Origin of the sequence: Streptomyces sp. NRRL S-31, assembly GCF_000718775.1 — a bacterium.
GTDB lineage: Bacteria > Actinomycetota > Actinomycetes > Streptomycetales > Streptomycetaceae > Streptomyces.
The window spans coordinates 21,777-37,332 of record NZ_JOCB01000043.1; the positions used below are offsets into that span (position 1 = coordinate 21,777).

Annotated in this window: 11 protein-coding genes; 4 read left to right on the forward strand and 7 right to left on the reverse strand. The window is 72.9% G+C overall.

Going from position 1 to position 15,556, the window contains the following annotated elements; all coding sequences use genetic code 11:
* Positions 1-49 precede the first annotated feature (49 nt).
* Positions 50-994 carry an RluA family pseudouridine synthase gene (locus IF37_RS0118385; protein WP_030743536.1) on the forward strand — a complete coding sequence of 315 codons (945 nt, stop codon included), beginning with the start codon at positions 50-52 and terminating at the stop codon, positions 992-994.
* Positions 991-1,458, forward strand: coding sequence for a GNAT family N-acetyltransferase (locus tag IF37_RS0118390; RefSeq protein ID WP_030743537.1), 468 nt, complete (start codon positions 991-993; stop codon positions 1,456-1,458). Before IF37_RS0118385 ends, IF37_RS0118390 begins: the two co-directional genes overlap by 4 nt.
* 8 nt (positions 1,459-1,466) lie before the next feature.
* Here the strand turns inward: IF37_RS0118390 and IF37_RS0118395 are convergent, their stop codons facing one another.
* Positions 1,467-6,635, reverse strand: coding sequence for a trypsin-like peptidase domain-containing protein (locus tag IF37_RS0118395; protein ID WP_030743539.1), 5,169 nt, complete (start codon positions 6,633-6,635; stop codon positions 1,467-1,469).
* A gap of 8 nt (positions 6,636-6,643) precedes the next feature.
* On the reverse strand, positions 6,644-6,955 hold the full coding sequence (locus IF37_RS40880; RefSeq protein ID WP_158727356.1) for a trypco2 family protein: 312 nt from the start codon (positions 6,953-6,955) through the stop codon (positions 6,644-6,646).
* Between the two features lie 245 nt (positions 6,956-7,200).
* Between IF37_RS40880 and IF37_RS0118405 the strand changes: the two genes are divergently transcribed.
* Positions 7,201-8,787: a Na+/H+ antiporter gene (locus IF37_RS0118405; RefSeq protein WP_030743543.1), complete on the forward strand. Its 1,587-nt coding sequence runs from the start codon at positions 7,201-7,203 to the stop codon at positions 8,785-8,787.
* 149 nt (positions 8,788-8,936) lie between these two features.
* Here IF37_RS0118405 and IF37_RS0118410 read toward each other — a convergent pair whose 3' ends face one another.
* Complete coding sequence (locus IF37_RS0118410) at positions 8,937-10,043, reverse strand: mechanosensitive ion channel family protein (protein ID WP_030743545.1); 1,107 nt, start codon at positions 10,041-10,043, stop codon at positions 8,937-8,939.
* A gap of 105 nt (positions 10,044-10,148) precedes the next feature.
* Here IF37_RS0118410 and IF37_RS0118415 point away from each other — a divergent pair, with 105 nt between their 5' ends.
* A complete protein-coding gene (locus tag IF37_RS0118415; protein ID WP_030743547.1) occupies positions 10,149-10,718 on the forward strand; it encodes a dienelactone hydrolase family protein in 570 nt (189 codons plus the stop codon).
* Positions 10,719-10,740: 22 nt separating this feature from the next.
* Here IF37_RS0118415 and IF37_RS0118420 read toward each other — a convergent pair whose 3' ends face one another.
* From IF37_RS0118420 to IF37_RS0118435, 4 genes are all read right to left on the reverse strand, one after another.
* Positions 10,741-12,408: an alkaline phosphatase gene (locus tag IF37_RS0118420; RefSeq protein WP_030743549.1), complete on the reverse strand. Its 1,668-nt coding sequence runs from the start codon at positions 12,406-12,408 to the stop codon at positions 10,741-10,743.
* A gap of 80 nt (positions 12,409-12,488) precedes the next feature.
* Positions 12,489-13,301 (reverse strand): thioredoxin domain-containing protein, encoded by an 813-nt coding sequence (locus IF37_RS0118425; RefSeq protein ID WP_030743552.1) that lies wholly within the window; start codon positions 13,299-13,301, stop codon positions 12,489-12,491.
* A gap of 66 nt (positions 13,302-13,367) precedes the next feature.
* Positions 13,368-14,048 carry a hypothetical protein gene (locus IF37_RS0118430; protein WP_030743554.1) on the reverse strand — a complete coding sequence of 227 codons (681 nt, stop codon included), beginning with the start codon at positions 14,046-14,048 and terminating at the stop codon, positions 13,368-13,370.
* A gap of 69 nt (positions 14,049-14,117) precedes the next feature.
* Entirely contained in the window at positions 14,118-15,443 is a 1,326-nt protein-coding gene (locus tag IF37_RS0118435; RefSeq protein WP_030743556.1) for a DUF2252 domain-containing protein, read from the reverse strand.
* Between the last annotated feature and the right edge of the window lie 113 nt (positions 15,444-15,556).

A 15,556-nucleotide genomic window follows, 5' to 3' on the forward strand; every position in this document is an offset into this window, starting at 1 on the left:
GTCCACAGGCTCGTTCGGTGGCCCGCGGCCCGTCCGGCATACTCGACGGGTGAGCACGATTCCCGAGATCCGTACCCTGCCCGTGCCCGACGGCCTGGAGGGCGAGCGCGTCGACGCCGCCATCTCCCGCATGTTCGGCTTCTCCCGCACGAAGGCGGCGGAGCTGGCCGCGGCCGGCAAGGTCCAGGTCGACGGCGCGGTGGTCGGCAAGTCCGAGCGGGTGCGCGGCGGCGCCTGGCTGGAGGTCGAGATGCCGCAGGCGCCCGCGCCGGTGCGGGTGGTCGCCGAGCCGGTCGAGGGCATGGAGATCGTGCACGACGACGACGACGTGGTCGTGATCGTCAAGCCGGTCGGCGTGGCCGCGCACCCCTCGCCGGGCTGGTCCGGCCCGACCGTCATCGGCGGTCTCGCCGCCGCCGGGTACCGGATCTCCACCTCCGGCGCCGCCGAGCGCCAGGGCATCGTGCACCGGCTGGACGTCGGCACCTCGGGCCTGATGGTGGTCGCCAAGTCGGAGTACGCGTACACCTCGCTCAAGCGCCAGTTCAAGGAGCGCACGGTCGACAAGCGCTACCACACGCTGGTCCAGGGCCACCCCGACCCGACGAGCGGCACGATCGACGCCCCCATCGGCCGCCACCCGAACCACGACTACAAGTGGGCGGTCACGGCCGACGGCAAGCCGTCGGTGACCCACTACGACCTCATCGAGGCATTCCGCGCCGCCTCCCTGCTGGACGTGAAGCTGGAGACGGGCCGCACCCACCAGATCCGCGTCCACATGTCCGCCCACCGCCACCCGTGCGTCGGCGACCTCACCTACGGCGCCGACCCGACCCTCGCCAAGCGGCTGCGCCTGACCCGCCAGTGGCTGCACGCCGTGCGCCTCGGCTTCGAACACCCCGGCGACGGCGGCTGGGTGGAGTTCTCCAGCGACTACCCCGAGGACCTCCGGCAGGCCCTGGAGCAGGTCCGGGAGGAGACGTGGGCGTGAGCCCGCCCTACACCGTCCGGGTCGCCGAGGACCCCGCCGACCGCGAAGCGTGCTTCGCGGTCCGCAAGGAGGTCTTCGTGGCCGAGCAGGGCGTCGCGGAGGACATCGAGTACGACGCCTACGACGCCGTAGCGGTGCACGTGCTGGCCGTCCGCGCGGACGGGGTGCCGCTGGGCACCGGCCGGCTGCTGCACGGCGCGGCGGCGGTCGCGAAGACCGGCGGGGACCCGTCGGTCGGTTCGCTGGGTCGGCTCGCCGTCTCGCGGGCGGCGCGCGGGCTCGGTGTAGGCGCGGCCCTGGTGCGCGCCGTCGAGGAGGCGGCCCGCGCACGCGGCCTGACGTCGGTGGACCTGCACGCGCAGACCCACGCCCTGGGCTTCTACGAGCGCCTCGGCTACGTGGCGTACGGCCCGGAGTTCCCGGACGCCGGCATACCGCACCGGGCGATGCGCCGAGCCCTGTAGACCGCGGCTCACCCGCCCCGGGTGAGCCGCGCCGAGAGGCGCCGTACCTGTTCGGCCGTGTCCGCGTCGGTGTCCGGGCGCGCGAGCAGCAGTTCGACGATCTCCTGGCCGTGCCCCTTCGACGGGGCGGCGACGAGGTGCCCCTCGTACTCGCGCAGCCACCTCAGCGCGTAGTCCCTGGCCTGACGCGCGTGCGCCTCCGAGAGCCGCTCCACCGCGAGCAGCGACCTCAGCACCAGCCGGGACTTGAACTGCGGCATGTTCCGTCCCAGCCAGTCGAGGGACCAGCCGGCCACGGTGGTGAGCAGGTCGTCCGGGACGTCCCGGGCGCGGAGCAGGGCGTCGAGGTAGAAGCAGGTCTCGAAGGCGGTCGGGTCCCGGCCCGTCCAGCGGTAGGCGAGTTCGACCGAGGCCGCCGAGACATGGCCGGGGATCTCCGCCCGGCACAGCACGGCCTTCAGCAGCCGGGGGGCACCCGTCTCGCCGGGGTGCTCGTCGCTCCAGCGCAGCGCGCGGGAGGCGACGGGCACCAGCTGGGACGGTGTGAGGTCCGGGCGGTCGAGCAGGGGCTCCAGGACGGCCTGGGTCTCCCGGCCGCCGCGTTCGGCTTCCAGCCACGTCAGCGAGTGCCCGACCAGGACCGCGAGGTCCTCGGGCGTCAGCCATGACGAGGCGTTCAACGGGGCCAGGACGGTCACCGCGTGCTCGGTCCCGCCGTACGTCTCCAGCCAGTCCAGCGCGGTGCGCACGACCGCGCGCTGCTCGGCCGGCGCCAGGTCGTGGCGGCCGAGCAGCTTCTTGAGCACGTACTGGGCGTCGCTCAGGCCGGCATGGCGGCGCAGCCACTGCCGGGCGTGCGCCAGCGCCGTGCGCAGCCGGTCCGGGTCGAGGTCCCGCCGGTCGAGCATGCCGGACAGCACGGTGCTGGACTGGGGGGCCGCCACGTGCTGCCTGAGCCACCGGTCGGCCGTGGCGAAGGAGCGGTCCAGGACCGTGCCGGTGAGCCGCTGCCGGCTGAGCAGCAGACCGAGGTGCCAGGCGCTGTCCAGGCTGTCGATGTGGGACTCCGTCCAGTCCAGGACGGCGGCGACGGTCGACTCGAACGCGTCCTGCGTCAGCTGCCGTCGGCTGAACAGAGCCCTGACCAGTTCGAACGGGGGCAGCTCGGTGCTCCGCACGAGCTGGTCGAGGGCCTCGGCGATCGAGTTCGCGGCCTGCGCCGCCGTGGCGGCCCTCACCCGGGCCGCGTGCACGGCGGTGTTCCGCGGGCTGTCGGGGTTCGCCGCCAGCCAGTCGGAGCCGGCCGCCTCGACGCGGGCCCGCTGTTCGGCGGTGAGGTCCGCCAGGCCCAGCAGTTCGATGAGGAGGGTGGCCGCCACGGGGTGTTCCCGGTGCGTGTGCGCCCAGTCGGCGGCGAGCGCCAGGACGGCGTGCCGGTCGGCCCCGGCCGGCTCCTCGCGGCGCAGCAGGGCGCGCACCGTCCGCTCCGACCAGTGGTTGTCGACGTGCTCGCGCGCCCAGGGCAGCGCCCGGGCGACGGCCTGCCCGGTCTCGGCCGGCTCCAGGTCGCCGCGGAAGAGCAGGCTGCCGAGGATGCGGCCCGACATCGGCACCTCGCCCGGATGGCGGTCGAGCCACGCGGAGGACAGCACGAAGGCGTGCCGCACCTGCTCGCCGGCCAGGTCCCGTCTGAGGAGCAGCTGGAACAGGACGACGCCCGCCACCGGCTCGGTGACGTTCCGCGCCAGCCAGGCGATGGCCCGGGAGTGGGCGACGGGGACGAACTCCGCGGGCAGGTCGGCCCGGGACAGCAGCGCGGCGAGCACGAAGCCGGTGCCGGTGTCGGACGGGTGGTGGTCGAGCCAGACCACGGCCGAGGCGCACGACAGGGTCAGCACGTCGTAGGGCAGGTGCTGCCGCTCCAGCAGGGCACGGACGACATGGCTGGCCGACGGGCCGGTCCCGTGCGCCGCGAGCCAGGAGAGCGCGGCCGACACGTGTCCCGCGCCCTGCTCCTCGGTGCCGTCGCGCTGCTGTCCCAGCAGGTTGACCAGGACGAAGCTGTTCTCCTCGTCGTCCGGCCGGCCGGCGAGACGCCGCTCGGCGTACCGCGTCGCCATGGCGCGTTCGTCCGCGGTGAGCGGGTCGCGGGTGAGCAGGAAGTTGATGATGCGGTCCGCGTTGTGCTCCAGCGCGTGCACCCGCAGCCATGTGTCGGCGTAGGCCACGATCCGCCGGATCTCGCCGGGCGTCAGATCGGGCCTCTCCAGCACGGTGCGGATGAAGAAGTCCGCGGCCGTGTCCAGCGCGTGGTGCGCCAGCCACTCGTCGGCGAGCCGGACGGCGCTCTCCCGCTCGCCGTCGGTCAGGTCGTGCCGGCCGAGCAGCACTTCGAGCACGTACGTCCAGTTGGCCTCGACCGGCTGCGCCCGTATCCAGGTGACGCAGGTCCGCACCGCACCGCGCAGCTCGGTGCCGCTGAGGTCGTCGCGCGCCAGCAGCCTGCTGACGACGTGACTGGCCTCTTGCAGGAGGCCGTGCGTGCCGAGCCACTCCTCGGCCCGCCGGAAGGTCCGCCGCCGTACGTCCGCGGGGAGGTCGTCGCGGGTGAGCAGCTTGGCGATCACATGGCAGGCCTCCGCCCCGGTGCCGTGTTCGCCGAGCCACAGTTCGGCGGCCCGGACCGCCTTGCGCGCGTCCAGGCGCAGCCCCGGGTGCTCCAGGAGGGGCGCGAGCACGTACGTCGCCTCCCGCTTGCCGCCGTGCCGGCCGAGCCACCGGACGGCGGCGGCGACGATCCGCTGCTCCTGGTGCCCGCTCAGGTCCCTGCGGACCAGCATCCGGGCGAACAGGTGACTCGCCTCGGCGAGGGCGTAGTTCTCCGCCAGCCAGGTCACGGTCGTCCGCACGATGTCCGGGCGGGCGACCGCGCCGACCTCGTCGCGCTCCAGCAGGATGGACAGCACGAAGCCGCCCTCCCGGCGCCGGCTGTGCAGCTCCAGCCAGCGCAGCGCGGTGGGCACCAGACGCTGGGCGGCGTCGGTCGGCAGGTGCTTCAGACCGCGGCGCAGGACGTGGCGGGCGTTGACGCTGTCGCCGTACTCCGCCAGCCAGGGGTCGACGATCTCCCGCCAGTGCCGCACCAGGGGGCCGGCCCAGGGCGGGCCGGAGCAGATCGCGCCCAGCGCGTAGCCGCCGACGTCGGGGTCGCGCTGCATGACCTGGCCGATGGTGGTGGCGTTCGCCGCGAACCAGTCCGCCAGCGCGCCGCTGACCTCCGCGTCCCGCTGCCGCAGCGCGAGGTCGTCGAGGAGCCGGGCGAGGTTGACGGCGTAGCGGCCGATGGTGCGGGCCTCGGTGAAGCAGCCGGACAGCAGGTCGTGGGTGCGGGGCCGGTCGAGCCGGGTGCCGTCGGGCAGGATCACCGAATCGGTCAGCTGGTCGCAGACGATGTCGTGCGCGACCTCCAGGTGGCCGCCCTCGCCCTCCAGCCAGCCGAGGCCGATCAGGGCGTCGACGACGGTGTCGGCCCGCTCCGCGCCGCCGGGCGTCGCGGCCAGCGCGGCCCGGGCCGCTTCCCGGACCTCGGCCTCCGGCTGCGGGCAGGCCGCCGCGGCGGCAGCGGCGGCGACCAGGTCGTCCGAGGCGTGCACGCCGTCGAGGGGCGACCGGGGAGGCGGCACGGTGAGCGCGTCCTCGTGCAGCCGGGTGTGCAGCCACTTGGCGAGTTCGCCGCCCTCGCGCATGCCGGCGATGGGGGGCAGGTCCAGGCCGCGCACCACCCGGCGTTCGATCTCCGAGGCGATGAGCAGGGTGAGGATGGGGCGGTGCCCGCACAGGCGCCGCATCCGGGGCAGGCCGTACGTGCGCACGGCCGTCCGGGCCAGACTGTCCAGGCCCTTGTCGGCGACGGCCCGCAGGAACTCCTCGTCCTGCCGCAGGTGCACCTCGCCGAAGAAGGACCGCAGGCGCCCGCGGTGCTGCTGGAGCCAGCCCGGCCGGACCGAGGCCAGGAACACCACGTCGACGTTCTCCTTGCGGGCATCGGGAATCAGGCGGCTGCGGACGGCTTCCAGATCGAGCGGTGACTCGCTCTCCTTGTCGGTGATGAACAGGTTCAGGTAGTCGAGCACGACGAGGACGTCCCGGGAGTCGGACAGCACCGCCTTCGCGATCTCGTCCACCAGGGACGCCGATCCGCCGGGCCTGACGTGCAGCACCCGCCAGTCGCGCGCCAGGGCCCGCCGCCCCACCTCGATGCCGGTGCGGGTCTTCCCGGTGCCGGCCGCGCCGACGAGCAGCAGACCGGTCTCCTCGCCCTCCAGGATGCGGTCCAGGATCCGGTCGGGGTCGGCGTCGTGCTCGGCCCCGGGGGAGACGAACGGCAGGTTGTCGGAGATGAGGTTCCGCTTGAAGCCGGTCAGGCCGGCGAGCAGGTCCTTCTGCTCGACCACCGCGGCCAGGGAGTCCTCCGTGTCGGCCCGCGCGATGTCGACGGGCCTGAGCTTGGTCGCCCTGATGCCGTCGTTCTTCAGCACGGCGGTGAAGTCGGGGTCCTCAAGCGCCGTGGCGATCGGTTCGGCCTCGACGGTGTTCGTCCCCGTGACGGTCCGGCACTGGTGCTGCACGCCGACCAGGAAGCGCCCCTCCGCGGTGAAGAAGGCGGCGCCCGACATGCCCTTCCACAGCTCGCTGTCCGGGGACGGGAAACTGGGCGCGTCGGTGATCGCGATGTCCAGCAGGCCGGACTTCAGATTGGAGCCGAGCCGGAGCACGCCCTCGGGCGCGAAACTGTCCCGTTTGGCCAGGCCCTGCCGCTCCGGGCGCTGGGCGAAGCGGGGAAAACCGCTGGCCAGCACCTGTACCGTGCCGGGCCACGAGGGCAGTCGGCCGAAGCGGACCACCGGCACGCCGTTCACCGGCTCACGCAGCCGCAGGAGTGCCAGGTCCTGGGTCTTCGAGTGCCACGCCACGTCGGCGGGCAGCCGCTCCGCCCGGCCGCCGAGCATGACGTGGATGGTGTACGGCCCGGCGGCGGTCGTCGTCGGCCGCAGCAGGTGCCCGGCCGTGAGCACCACGCTCCGGCTGATGAGGAACCCCGAGCCGTACTCGGCGTCCTCGCCCTGGCGCACCAGTACTTCCGCGACGCGCGCCCCGTGGTCGTCCCCGCCCCCCATGCGCGTCCCTAGCCGATCAGGTCGGAGACGTCGTCACCGGTGAGCACCGCGGCCGGCTGCCCGTGCTCGTCGAGGGCCTCGGCGGACAGGCGCATCCTGACCACATGGGTCCGGGTGTCCTTGGACCCGCCGGTGAAGTCGCCGGACAGCACCCAGAACTTCACCCCGCCCTTGGCCTGCTTGGTCTTCTCGACGGCGACGTGCAGCTCCAGGTCGACGGAGTCGATCCGGAACCGCACGTCATGGCCGTCGGCCTCGGCGCGGGCGGTCTCGATCTCGGCCCGCAAGGAGGCGAGAAGGTCGGAGAGTTCGATGTCCACGGGGACCTCCAGGTCGGTGCCGACGGGGGCGGCCGGCGCGACGGCTTCCGCCGGAGCCCGCTGACAGGACGTCAATCCTATGCGCGCCGACGGGGGTTGACCTCACCGTCGCCACCTGCCCCCTCAGGTGGGCGTGCAGTGTATGCGAACACGCGGGGCGCACCAAGCCGGTCGTGGGGAATCCGCAGGTCGCGGTGGCAGACTGGAGTTCTGCCGTGTGATCGTCAACCCCCGGAGCGCCATCCGTGGACCAGCTGGCTCTGTTGTTCGTACTGCTGCTCGGGGCCCTGGTGAGCGTCCCTGCGGGGGACCGGCTGGGGGTGCCGGCGCCGGTGCTGATGACCCTGTTCGGCGGGGCCCTGGCGGTGGCCGACTTCGTGCCCAACGTGAACATCCCGCCTGATCTGATCCTGCCGGCGCTGCTGCCTCCGCTGCTCTACGCCGCCGTCCGCCGGACCTCCTGGCGGCAGTTCGCGGCCAACGTCCGCCCGATCTTCCTGCTGGCCGTCGCCCTGGTCTTCGTGACGACGGTGTGCGTGGCGTTCGTCGCCAACGCGATCGTGCCCGGACTGCCGATCGCCGCCGCCGTCGCGCTCGGCGCCCTGATCGCCCCGCCGGACCCGGTCGCCGCGACCAGCGTCGCCGGACAGCTGGGGCTGCCGCGCCGCCTGGTGTCGATCCTGGAGGGCGAGGGGCTGTTCAACGACGTCACGGCCATCGTCCTTTACCACGTGGCGATCGCCGCCGCCGTGAGCGGCACGTTCTCGCCCTGGCAGGCCGGACTGGACCTGGTGCTGTCCGCCGTCGTCGCGGTGGCCGTGGGGCTGGCGCTGGGCTGGGGCGCGAACCGGCTGATGGACCTGCTGGGCGATCCCACCCTCCAGATCGGCATGACGCTGCTGGTGCCGTACGCCTCCTACGTGCTCGCGGAGAAGCTGCACGGCTCAGGGGTGCTCGCCGTGCTCACCACGGCGCTCTTCCTCGCCGAGTACGCCACCGGCGCCGACGACGTGATGACCCGGCTCGCCGGGCACACGTTCTGGGACATCATCGACACCCTCGTCACGGGCGTCGCCTTCGGACTCATCGGTCTGGAACTGCACAACGCCATCCGCACGGCCCAGGGCCGCTGGGGCGAGATGCTCGGCTGGGCCGCCGCCGTGGTGGGCGTGGTCGTCGTGGTACGGCTGCTGTGGCTGCTGCCGGCGACCTGGCTGACCAAACGGCTGCACGCCCGGCGGGACTACGACGAGGAGATCCCGGTGAGCTGGCGGGAGACCGTCGTCATGTGGTGGTCCGGGATGCGCGGGGTGGCCTCGGTGGCGCTGGCGCTGGCCGTGCCGCTCAGGACCGAGGACGGCGGCCCGTTCCCGGACCGGGACGAGATCGTCTTCATCGCCTTCGGGGTGATCGTCGTCACGCTGGTCTTGCAGGGGCTGACGCTGCCCTGGCTGGTGCGGCGGCTCGGGGTGCGGGCGGACTCCGAGCGGGAGAAGGAGTTCGAGAAGGAACTGGCGGTCCGGGCGGCCAGGGCGGCGAAGCGGCGGCTGCGGGAGATCGAGCAGGTCGAGGAGTTGCCCGAGGAACTGTCCGAGCAGATGCTGCGGCGCGCGTTCGACATCGGCATCCGGATCAGCCCCGACATGGGCGAGGAGGAGCGGCGGGAGGCGCAGCACCAGCGCGCCAAGCGGATCAAGCGGGTGCGGCGCATCCAGAACGAGATGCTCAGCGCGGCCCGGCACGAGGTGCTGGCCGCGCGGAGCGAGCCCGGGGCGGACCCGGAGATCGTGGACCGGGTGCTGCGCCACCTCGACGTGCGCAGCCTGCGGTGAGCGGTACGGCCCTCCCCGGTACGGCCCTCCCCGGTACGGCCCTCCCCGGTACGGCCCTTCCTGGTACGGCCCTCGCCGGTGCGGCGGCAGCCCGGACGGGGCCCGGCGGGCGCGGCTCCTCGCCGGTGCCCGCGCCGGGCCCCGGGCGGTCAGCCCCGGCCGGTGCGCGGGAACTCGTAGGCCCGGCGCAGGGTGGCGCCGTCGGGCGAGGGGATGCGGTGCGGCGGGAGCACCGACTCCGCCGTGTTCACCCGGGGCAGCGCGTAGGGGTGCTCCTGGGACAGCCAGGTGATCATCTGCTCGCGGACCGTGACCCGGACCGTCCAGATGTCGTCCGAGTCCTTCGCCGTGACCAGGGCGCGCACCTGCATGGTGCTCGGCGTGGTGTCCGTCACCTGGAGGTTGCAGGCGCGGCCGTCCCAGGCCGGGCACCCGCGCAGGATGTCCCGCAGCTTCTCCCGCATCGCCTCCAGCGGCGCGCTGTGGTCGAGGTGCCAGTAGACGATCCCGGTCATCTGCGCGGTGCCGCGGGACCAGTTCTCGAAGGACTTCGAGGTGAAGTACGACACCGGCATGGTGATCCGGCGCTCGTCCCAGGTCCGCACCGTCAGGAAGGTCAGGGTGATCTCCTCGACCGTCCCCCACTCGCCGTCCACGACGACCGTGTCGCCGATGCGGACCATGTCCCCGAAGGCGATCTGGAGCCCGGCGAAGATGTTGGACAGCGTGGACTGGGCCGCGACACCGGCGACGATGCCGAGGATGCCGGCCGAGGCCAGCAGCGAGGCGCCGGCCGCGCGCATCGCGGGGAACGTCAGCAGCATCGCCGCGCTCGCCACCACGATGACGACCGCGGACACCACGCGCATGATCAGCTCCACCTGCGTGCGCACCCGGCGCACCCGGGCCGCGTCCCGGTGGGCGCGCGCGTAGCGGCTGTAGGAGGTCTCGACGATCGCCGCGGCGATCCGGATCGCCAGCCAGGCCGCCGATCCGATCAGCACCAGCGTCAGTGTCCGGCCGACGGCCGTCCGGTGCTCCAGCAGCATTCCGGCCTGGTCGTAGGAGCCGCGGAGCAGAGCGGCGCACAGCACCAGCTGGTACGGGATGCGACCGCGCCGCAGCAGCTCCCACAGCGGCGTGTCCGAATTGCGTTCGTCGGCCTTGCGCAACAGCCGGTCGGTGACCCAGCCGAGGGCGAAGGTGAGCAGCAGTGAGCCGCCGACCACGATCAGGGGGCGGAGTATGTTCTCCATGCATCCGCGCCTATCCGGCCCCCGGCGCCGATGAACATGTGAGTTCGGCCCGATCCTGGGTAAGGCGCCCTCGGCGGTGTCGTACCCGGCTGGCACCATGGCCCCATGAACATCATGCTCTTTCACTCGACCTACGGGCTCAGGCCCGCGGTGCGCGAGGCCGCGGACCGGCTGCGCGCGGCGGGCCACGAGGTGTGGACGCCGGACCTCTTCGAGGGGCGCACGTTCGACACCGTCGAGGACGGCATGGAGTTCAACGAGAGCATCGGCAAGGAGGAACTGCTGAAGCGGGCCGTGCTGGCGGCGGCGCCCTACTCCGACCGCGGGCTGGTGTACGCCGGGTTCTCGCTCGGCGCCTCCGTAGCCCAGACCCTCGCCCTCGGCGACGACAAGGCGCGCGGGCTGCTGCTCCTGCACGGCACCTCGGACATCGCGGCCACCGCCCACGTGGACGAGCTGCCGGTGCAGCTGCACGTGGCCGAGCCGGACCCGTTCGAGCCGGACGACTGGCTGAGCGCCTGGTACCTCCAGATGGGCCGGGCGGGCGCCGACGTGGAGGTCTACCGGTACGCCGGGGCCGGGCACCTCTACACCGACCCCGGGCTGCCGGACTACGACGAGGAGGCCGCCGAGGCCACCTGGCGGGTGGCGCTCGGCTTCCTCGACAGCCTGTGACGGGCCGCCGTCACGCCGCCGGTCACACCGGGTCGTAGCTCCGCTCGACCTTCTGCGTGCCGCTGCGGGTGCGGTACGAGCGCGCCCAGCGGGAGGTGGCATTCGCGTCGGTGCGGTCGGACAGCACGTAGTAGTCCATCTGCGCGCGCTCGGCGGTGATGTCCAGTACGCCGTAGCCGTGCCGGTCGGTGTCCACCCAGTGGACGTGCCGGTTGGCGGCCTCGATGACGGGGGCGGCGACCGCGGAGACCGTGCCCTCGGGCACCTTCACGATGTCGTCCAGGTTGTCGGAGGTCACCGAGGTCACCACGAACTCGGTGGCCGCCGACGCCGACAGCGGGTAGGTGCCCGCGTCCACCGGCACGTCGTTGGCCCACGCCATGTGGATGTCGCCGGTCAGGAAGACGGTGTTGCCGATGGCCCGCGAGCGCAGGTGGTCCAGGAGTTCGCGGCGGTCGTCGGTGTAGCCGTCCCACTGGTCGGTGTTGGCGGCGATGCCCTCCTGCGGCAGGCCGAGCAGCTTGGCGAGCGGCTTGAAGAGGTCGGCGGAGAGCGAGCCGAAGGAGAACGGCGAGATCATCACCGAGTTGCCGACCAGCCGCCACCTGGTGTCGGAGGCCGCCAGACCGGCCTTCAGCCAGTCGAGCTGGGCACGGCCGGTGAGCGTGCGGTCCGGGTCGTCCACCGAGCCGCTCGCCGTGGACGCCTGCCGGGAGCGGAAGGAGCGCAGGTCCAGCAGGGAGAGGTCGGCGAGCTTGCCGAAGCGCAGCCGCCGGTAGGTGGTGCCGGCGAGGGCGGGGCGGACCGGCATCCACTCGAAGTACGCCTGCTTGGCGGCGGCCTGACGGGCCGCCCAGGTGCCCTCGGCGCCCTCGGTGTGGTTGACCGCGCCGCCCGACCAGGCGTTGTCGGCGAACTCGTGGTCGTCCCAGATCGCGACGACCGGTGCCTTCAGGTGCAGGGCCTGGAGGTCGGGGTCGGTCTTGTACGTGGCGTGCCGGGTCCGGTAGTCGGCGAGGGTGAGGATCTCGCCCGCCGGCGCGTGCGGGCGGACGACCTTGCCCCGGGTGCCGTACTCGCCGGACCGGTACTCGTAGATGTAGTCGCCGAGGTGCAGCCACGCGTCGAGGTCGTTGCGGGCGGCGAGGTGACGGTAGGCGGAGAAGTACCCGGCCTCCCAGTTGGCGCAGGAGACCACGCCGAAGCGCAGGGAGGGGACGTCGGCGTCCGCCGCCGGCGCGGTGCGGGTGCGCGCCACCGGGGAGCCGGCGCCGCCGGCCGAGAAGCGGAACCAGTAGTCCGTGGCCGGTGCCAGGCCCCGGATGTCGGCCTTGACGGTGTGGTCGGAGGCGGCCGTGGCGGTGGTGGAGCCCCGGGCGACGATGTCCGTGAGCGCCTTGTCCCGGGCGACGACCCAGCTCACCTCGGTGTCCGGACCGAGCCCGGAGCCCGGTATGGCCTCCGGCGCCGGGGTCACCCGGGTCCACAGCAGCACGCCGTCGGGCAGCGGGTCCCCGGAGGCGACGCCGTGCAGGAAGGCGGGGGAGTCCGCGGCGGCGCGGGCCGGTACGGCGGCGGCGAGCGGTCCGGCCAGGACCGCGGACGCCGCCGCGGCCTTGACGACCGTGCGGCGGCGGGGGGAAAGCGCGGGGCCGTGGAGGCCTTCCGCTGATCTGTGTCGACTGGTCACGGACGATCAGGTTACTGATCGGTATGCGCCGGGGCGGGCGAACACGGGAAAGTTCGCCCGCCGTTCGGCGTGTCGTCGGGTCAGCCCTTGAGGGCCGCCTCCAGCGCGGTGTCGAACTCGGCGACGGTCATCGGCGCGTTCTTGCCGTCGGCGCCGGTCAGGGCCTTGCCGTCCATCTTCAGGGTTGGGGTGCCCGAGACGCCGTCCCTGTCGAAGATCTTCGACTCCTCCAGCGCCCACCGGTCGTAGGTGCCGTCCTTGACGGCCTTTCGGAAGGCCGAGTTGCCCTTCAGCGCGGGGACCGTGTCGGCGATCTCGATCAGGTAGGAGTCGTCCTTGAACTTGTCGGTGGTCTCCTCGGGGTGCCACTTCTTCGAGTACATCGCGGACTTGTACTCCAGGAACGCCTCGGGACTGACGTTGAGCGCGGCGCCCAGGGCGCTCAGCGCGTTCTTGGAGCCCTCGCCGGTCAGGTTCTTGTCGAGGAAGGTGGCACCGACGTACTGGATCTTGAACTTGCCGGCGTCGAGGTCCTTCTGGACCGTGGGTCCGACCGTCTGCTCGAAGGTCGCGCAGACCGGGCAGCGCGGGTCCTCGTACATCACCAGGGTCTTCTTGGCGCTGTCCTTGCCGATGACGACCGTCGTGCCGTCCTTGCCCGTGGTGTTGGCCGGCTTGACGAGCTTGTCGTCCTTCGCGGCCTCCCAGTAGGCGGGCTTGTTGTTCTGGACGACGGCGTAGCCTATGCCGCCGGCCGCGGCCAGGACGGCCACCACCGAGGCGGCCACGATGACCTGCCGCTTGGCCTTGTCGCGCTTGGCCTGCCGCTCGCGCTCCTGGCGCAGCCGCTCCCGGGCCGCCGTCTTCGCCGCCTGGCTGTTCCGCTTGCTCATCCGGGTGATCTCCCTGAGGGACGCGCACGTGCCGTGCGCGGAATACGTGTGGGGACTTGGTCGTGCTCAGGCGAATGCCGGTGAGCGCGGCGGTCCACGCCGTCCCAGGGAGTGCACGAGGAGCAGGTCGCGGGCGGCGGCCCGGCGCGGGGCCGGGCGGTGCGGCCGGCGGACCGGCAGCGGCCGTACGGCGACCGAGGCCACCGCCAGCAGCAGCGGCCGGAAGGTGGTGGCGGCGACCGCGCGCAGCAGCTGGGTCAGCGCCCGCTCGCCCCGGCGCAGCCAGGCGGCGGCGAGCAGGCCCACGCCGAGGTGCGCGGCCAGCAGCAGCCAGGCGGCGCCCGGGCCGGCGTGGACCAGCAGCGCCCCGGCCCGGTCGCCCCCGCCGGTCACCTGGGCCAGCGGGGTGCCCACCGGGTTCTCGCACAGCACGTCCAGGCCGAACGCGCGCAGCGGACCCGTGACCGGGCCGCCGGCCCGGCCGTAGCAGGCGTGCTGGCCGGTGGTGAACACGGTGTCCGCCGCCAGCTCCAGCGGGATCAGCAGGGCCGCGATCCGGCCGAAGCCGCGCTCGCGGCCCGCCAGCGCGTACGCGGCGGCGAACACCCCGGCGGCGACCGCGGCCACCGTCACCGGCGGCAGCGGAGCACGGGACAGCAGCACGTGCGACGCGCTGCCGAGCGTCACGACGAAAGCCGTGAACAGCACCGCGCGCACGGCTCTGAGCTGGGTCCCGGATATGTCCATAGCGAAAGGAGAGTCTGTCACGTACGCGGGTAAGAGACCCCTAAAGGGTGCCTGTGAATCCGCGGGACGTCACAGTCCCGGGATCCGGCCGTTGCGGAACAGGTCGACGAAGATCCGGTGATCACCGCGCGCGCGTGCGCCGTAGCGGTGCGCGAAGTCCACCAGCAGGGGCGCGAAGCCCTCCTCGTCGGCCGCGAGCGCCGCGTCGATGGCCCGCTCGGTGGAGAACGGCACCAGGGACTCGCCCGAGGTGTCGTCCGCCGCCGCGTGCATGGTCGCCGTGGCCCGGCCCAGGTCCGCCACGACGGCGGCGATCTCCTCCGGGTCGTCGATGTCGCCCCAGTCCAGGTCGACGGCGTACGGCGAGACCTCCGCGACCAGCTGGCCCGCGCCGTCCAGCTCGGTCCAGCCCAGCCACGGGTCGGCGTGCGCCTGGAGGGCGCGCTGGGAGATCACCGTGCGGTGGCCCTCGTGCAGGAAGTACTCCGCGATCACCGGGTCGGTGACGTGCCGGGAGACCGCCGGGGTCTGCGCCTGCTTGATGTAGATCACCACGTCGTTCTCCAGGGCGTCGCTGTGGCCCTCCAGGAGGATGTTGTACGACGGCAGGCCGGCCGAGCCGATGCCGATGCCCCGGCGGCCCACGACGTCCTTCACGCGGTAGGAGTCCGGGCGGGCCAGGGAGGAGTCCGGCAGGGTCTCCAGATAGCCGTCGAAGGCCGCCAGGACCTTGTAGCGGGTGGCCGCGTCCAGCTCGATCGAGCCGCCGCCCGGCGCGAAGCGGCGCTCGAAGTCGCGGATCTCGGTCATCGAGTCCAGCAGCCCGAAGCGGGTCAGCGAACGGGCGTCACGCAGCGCGTCCAGCAGTGGACCCTGCGCGGTGTCCAGCGTGAACGGCGGCACCTCGTCCCGCTTGGCGCCCGTGGCCAGCGCGTGGATCCGCTCCCGGTACGCGCCCGCGTAGACGGTGACCAGCTCGGTGATCTGCGCGTCGCTCAGCGCCTTCGCGTAGCCGATGAGCGCGACGGACGCCGCGAACCGCTTCAGGTCCCAGGTGAAGGGGCCGACGTACGCCTCGTCGAAGTCGTTGACGTTGAAGACCAGGCGGCCGTTGGAGTCCATGTACGTGCCGAAGTTCTCCGCGTGCAGATCGCCGTGGATCCACACCCGCGAGGTGCGCTCGTCCAGGTACGGACCGCCGCGCTTCTCGGCGGCGAGGTCGTGGTAGAAGAGGCCGGCCGTGCCCCGGTAGAACGCGAAGGCCGAGGCCGCCATCTTCCGGAACTTCACCCGGAAGGCGGCCGGGTCGGCGGCCAGGAGCCGGCCGAAGGCGGTGTCGAAGACGGCGAGGATCTCCTCGCCGCGCTGCTCCTCGTCGAGCTGGGGGACCGACATCGCGGGGTGCCTCCTGGTGCGGTGCGTGTACGACAGCGTCTCTGCCGTCTCCAACGCACGAAGGTACGCGGGAGTGCCCGCCCGCCGCCCGGTCGCCACCCCGTGCGGAGGCG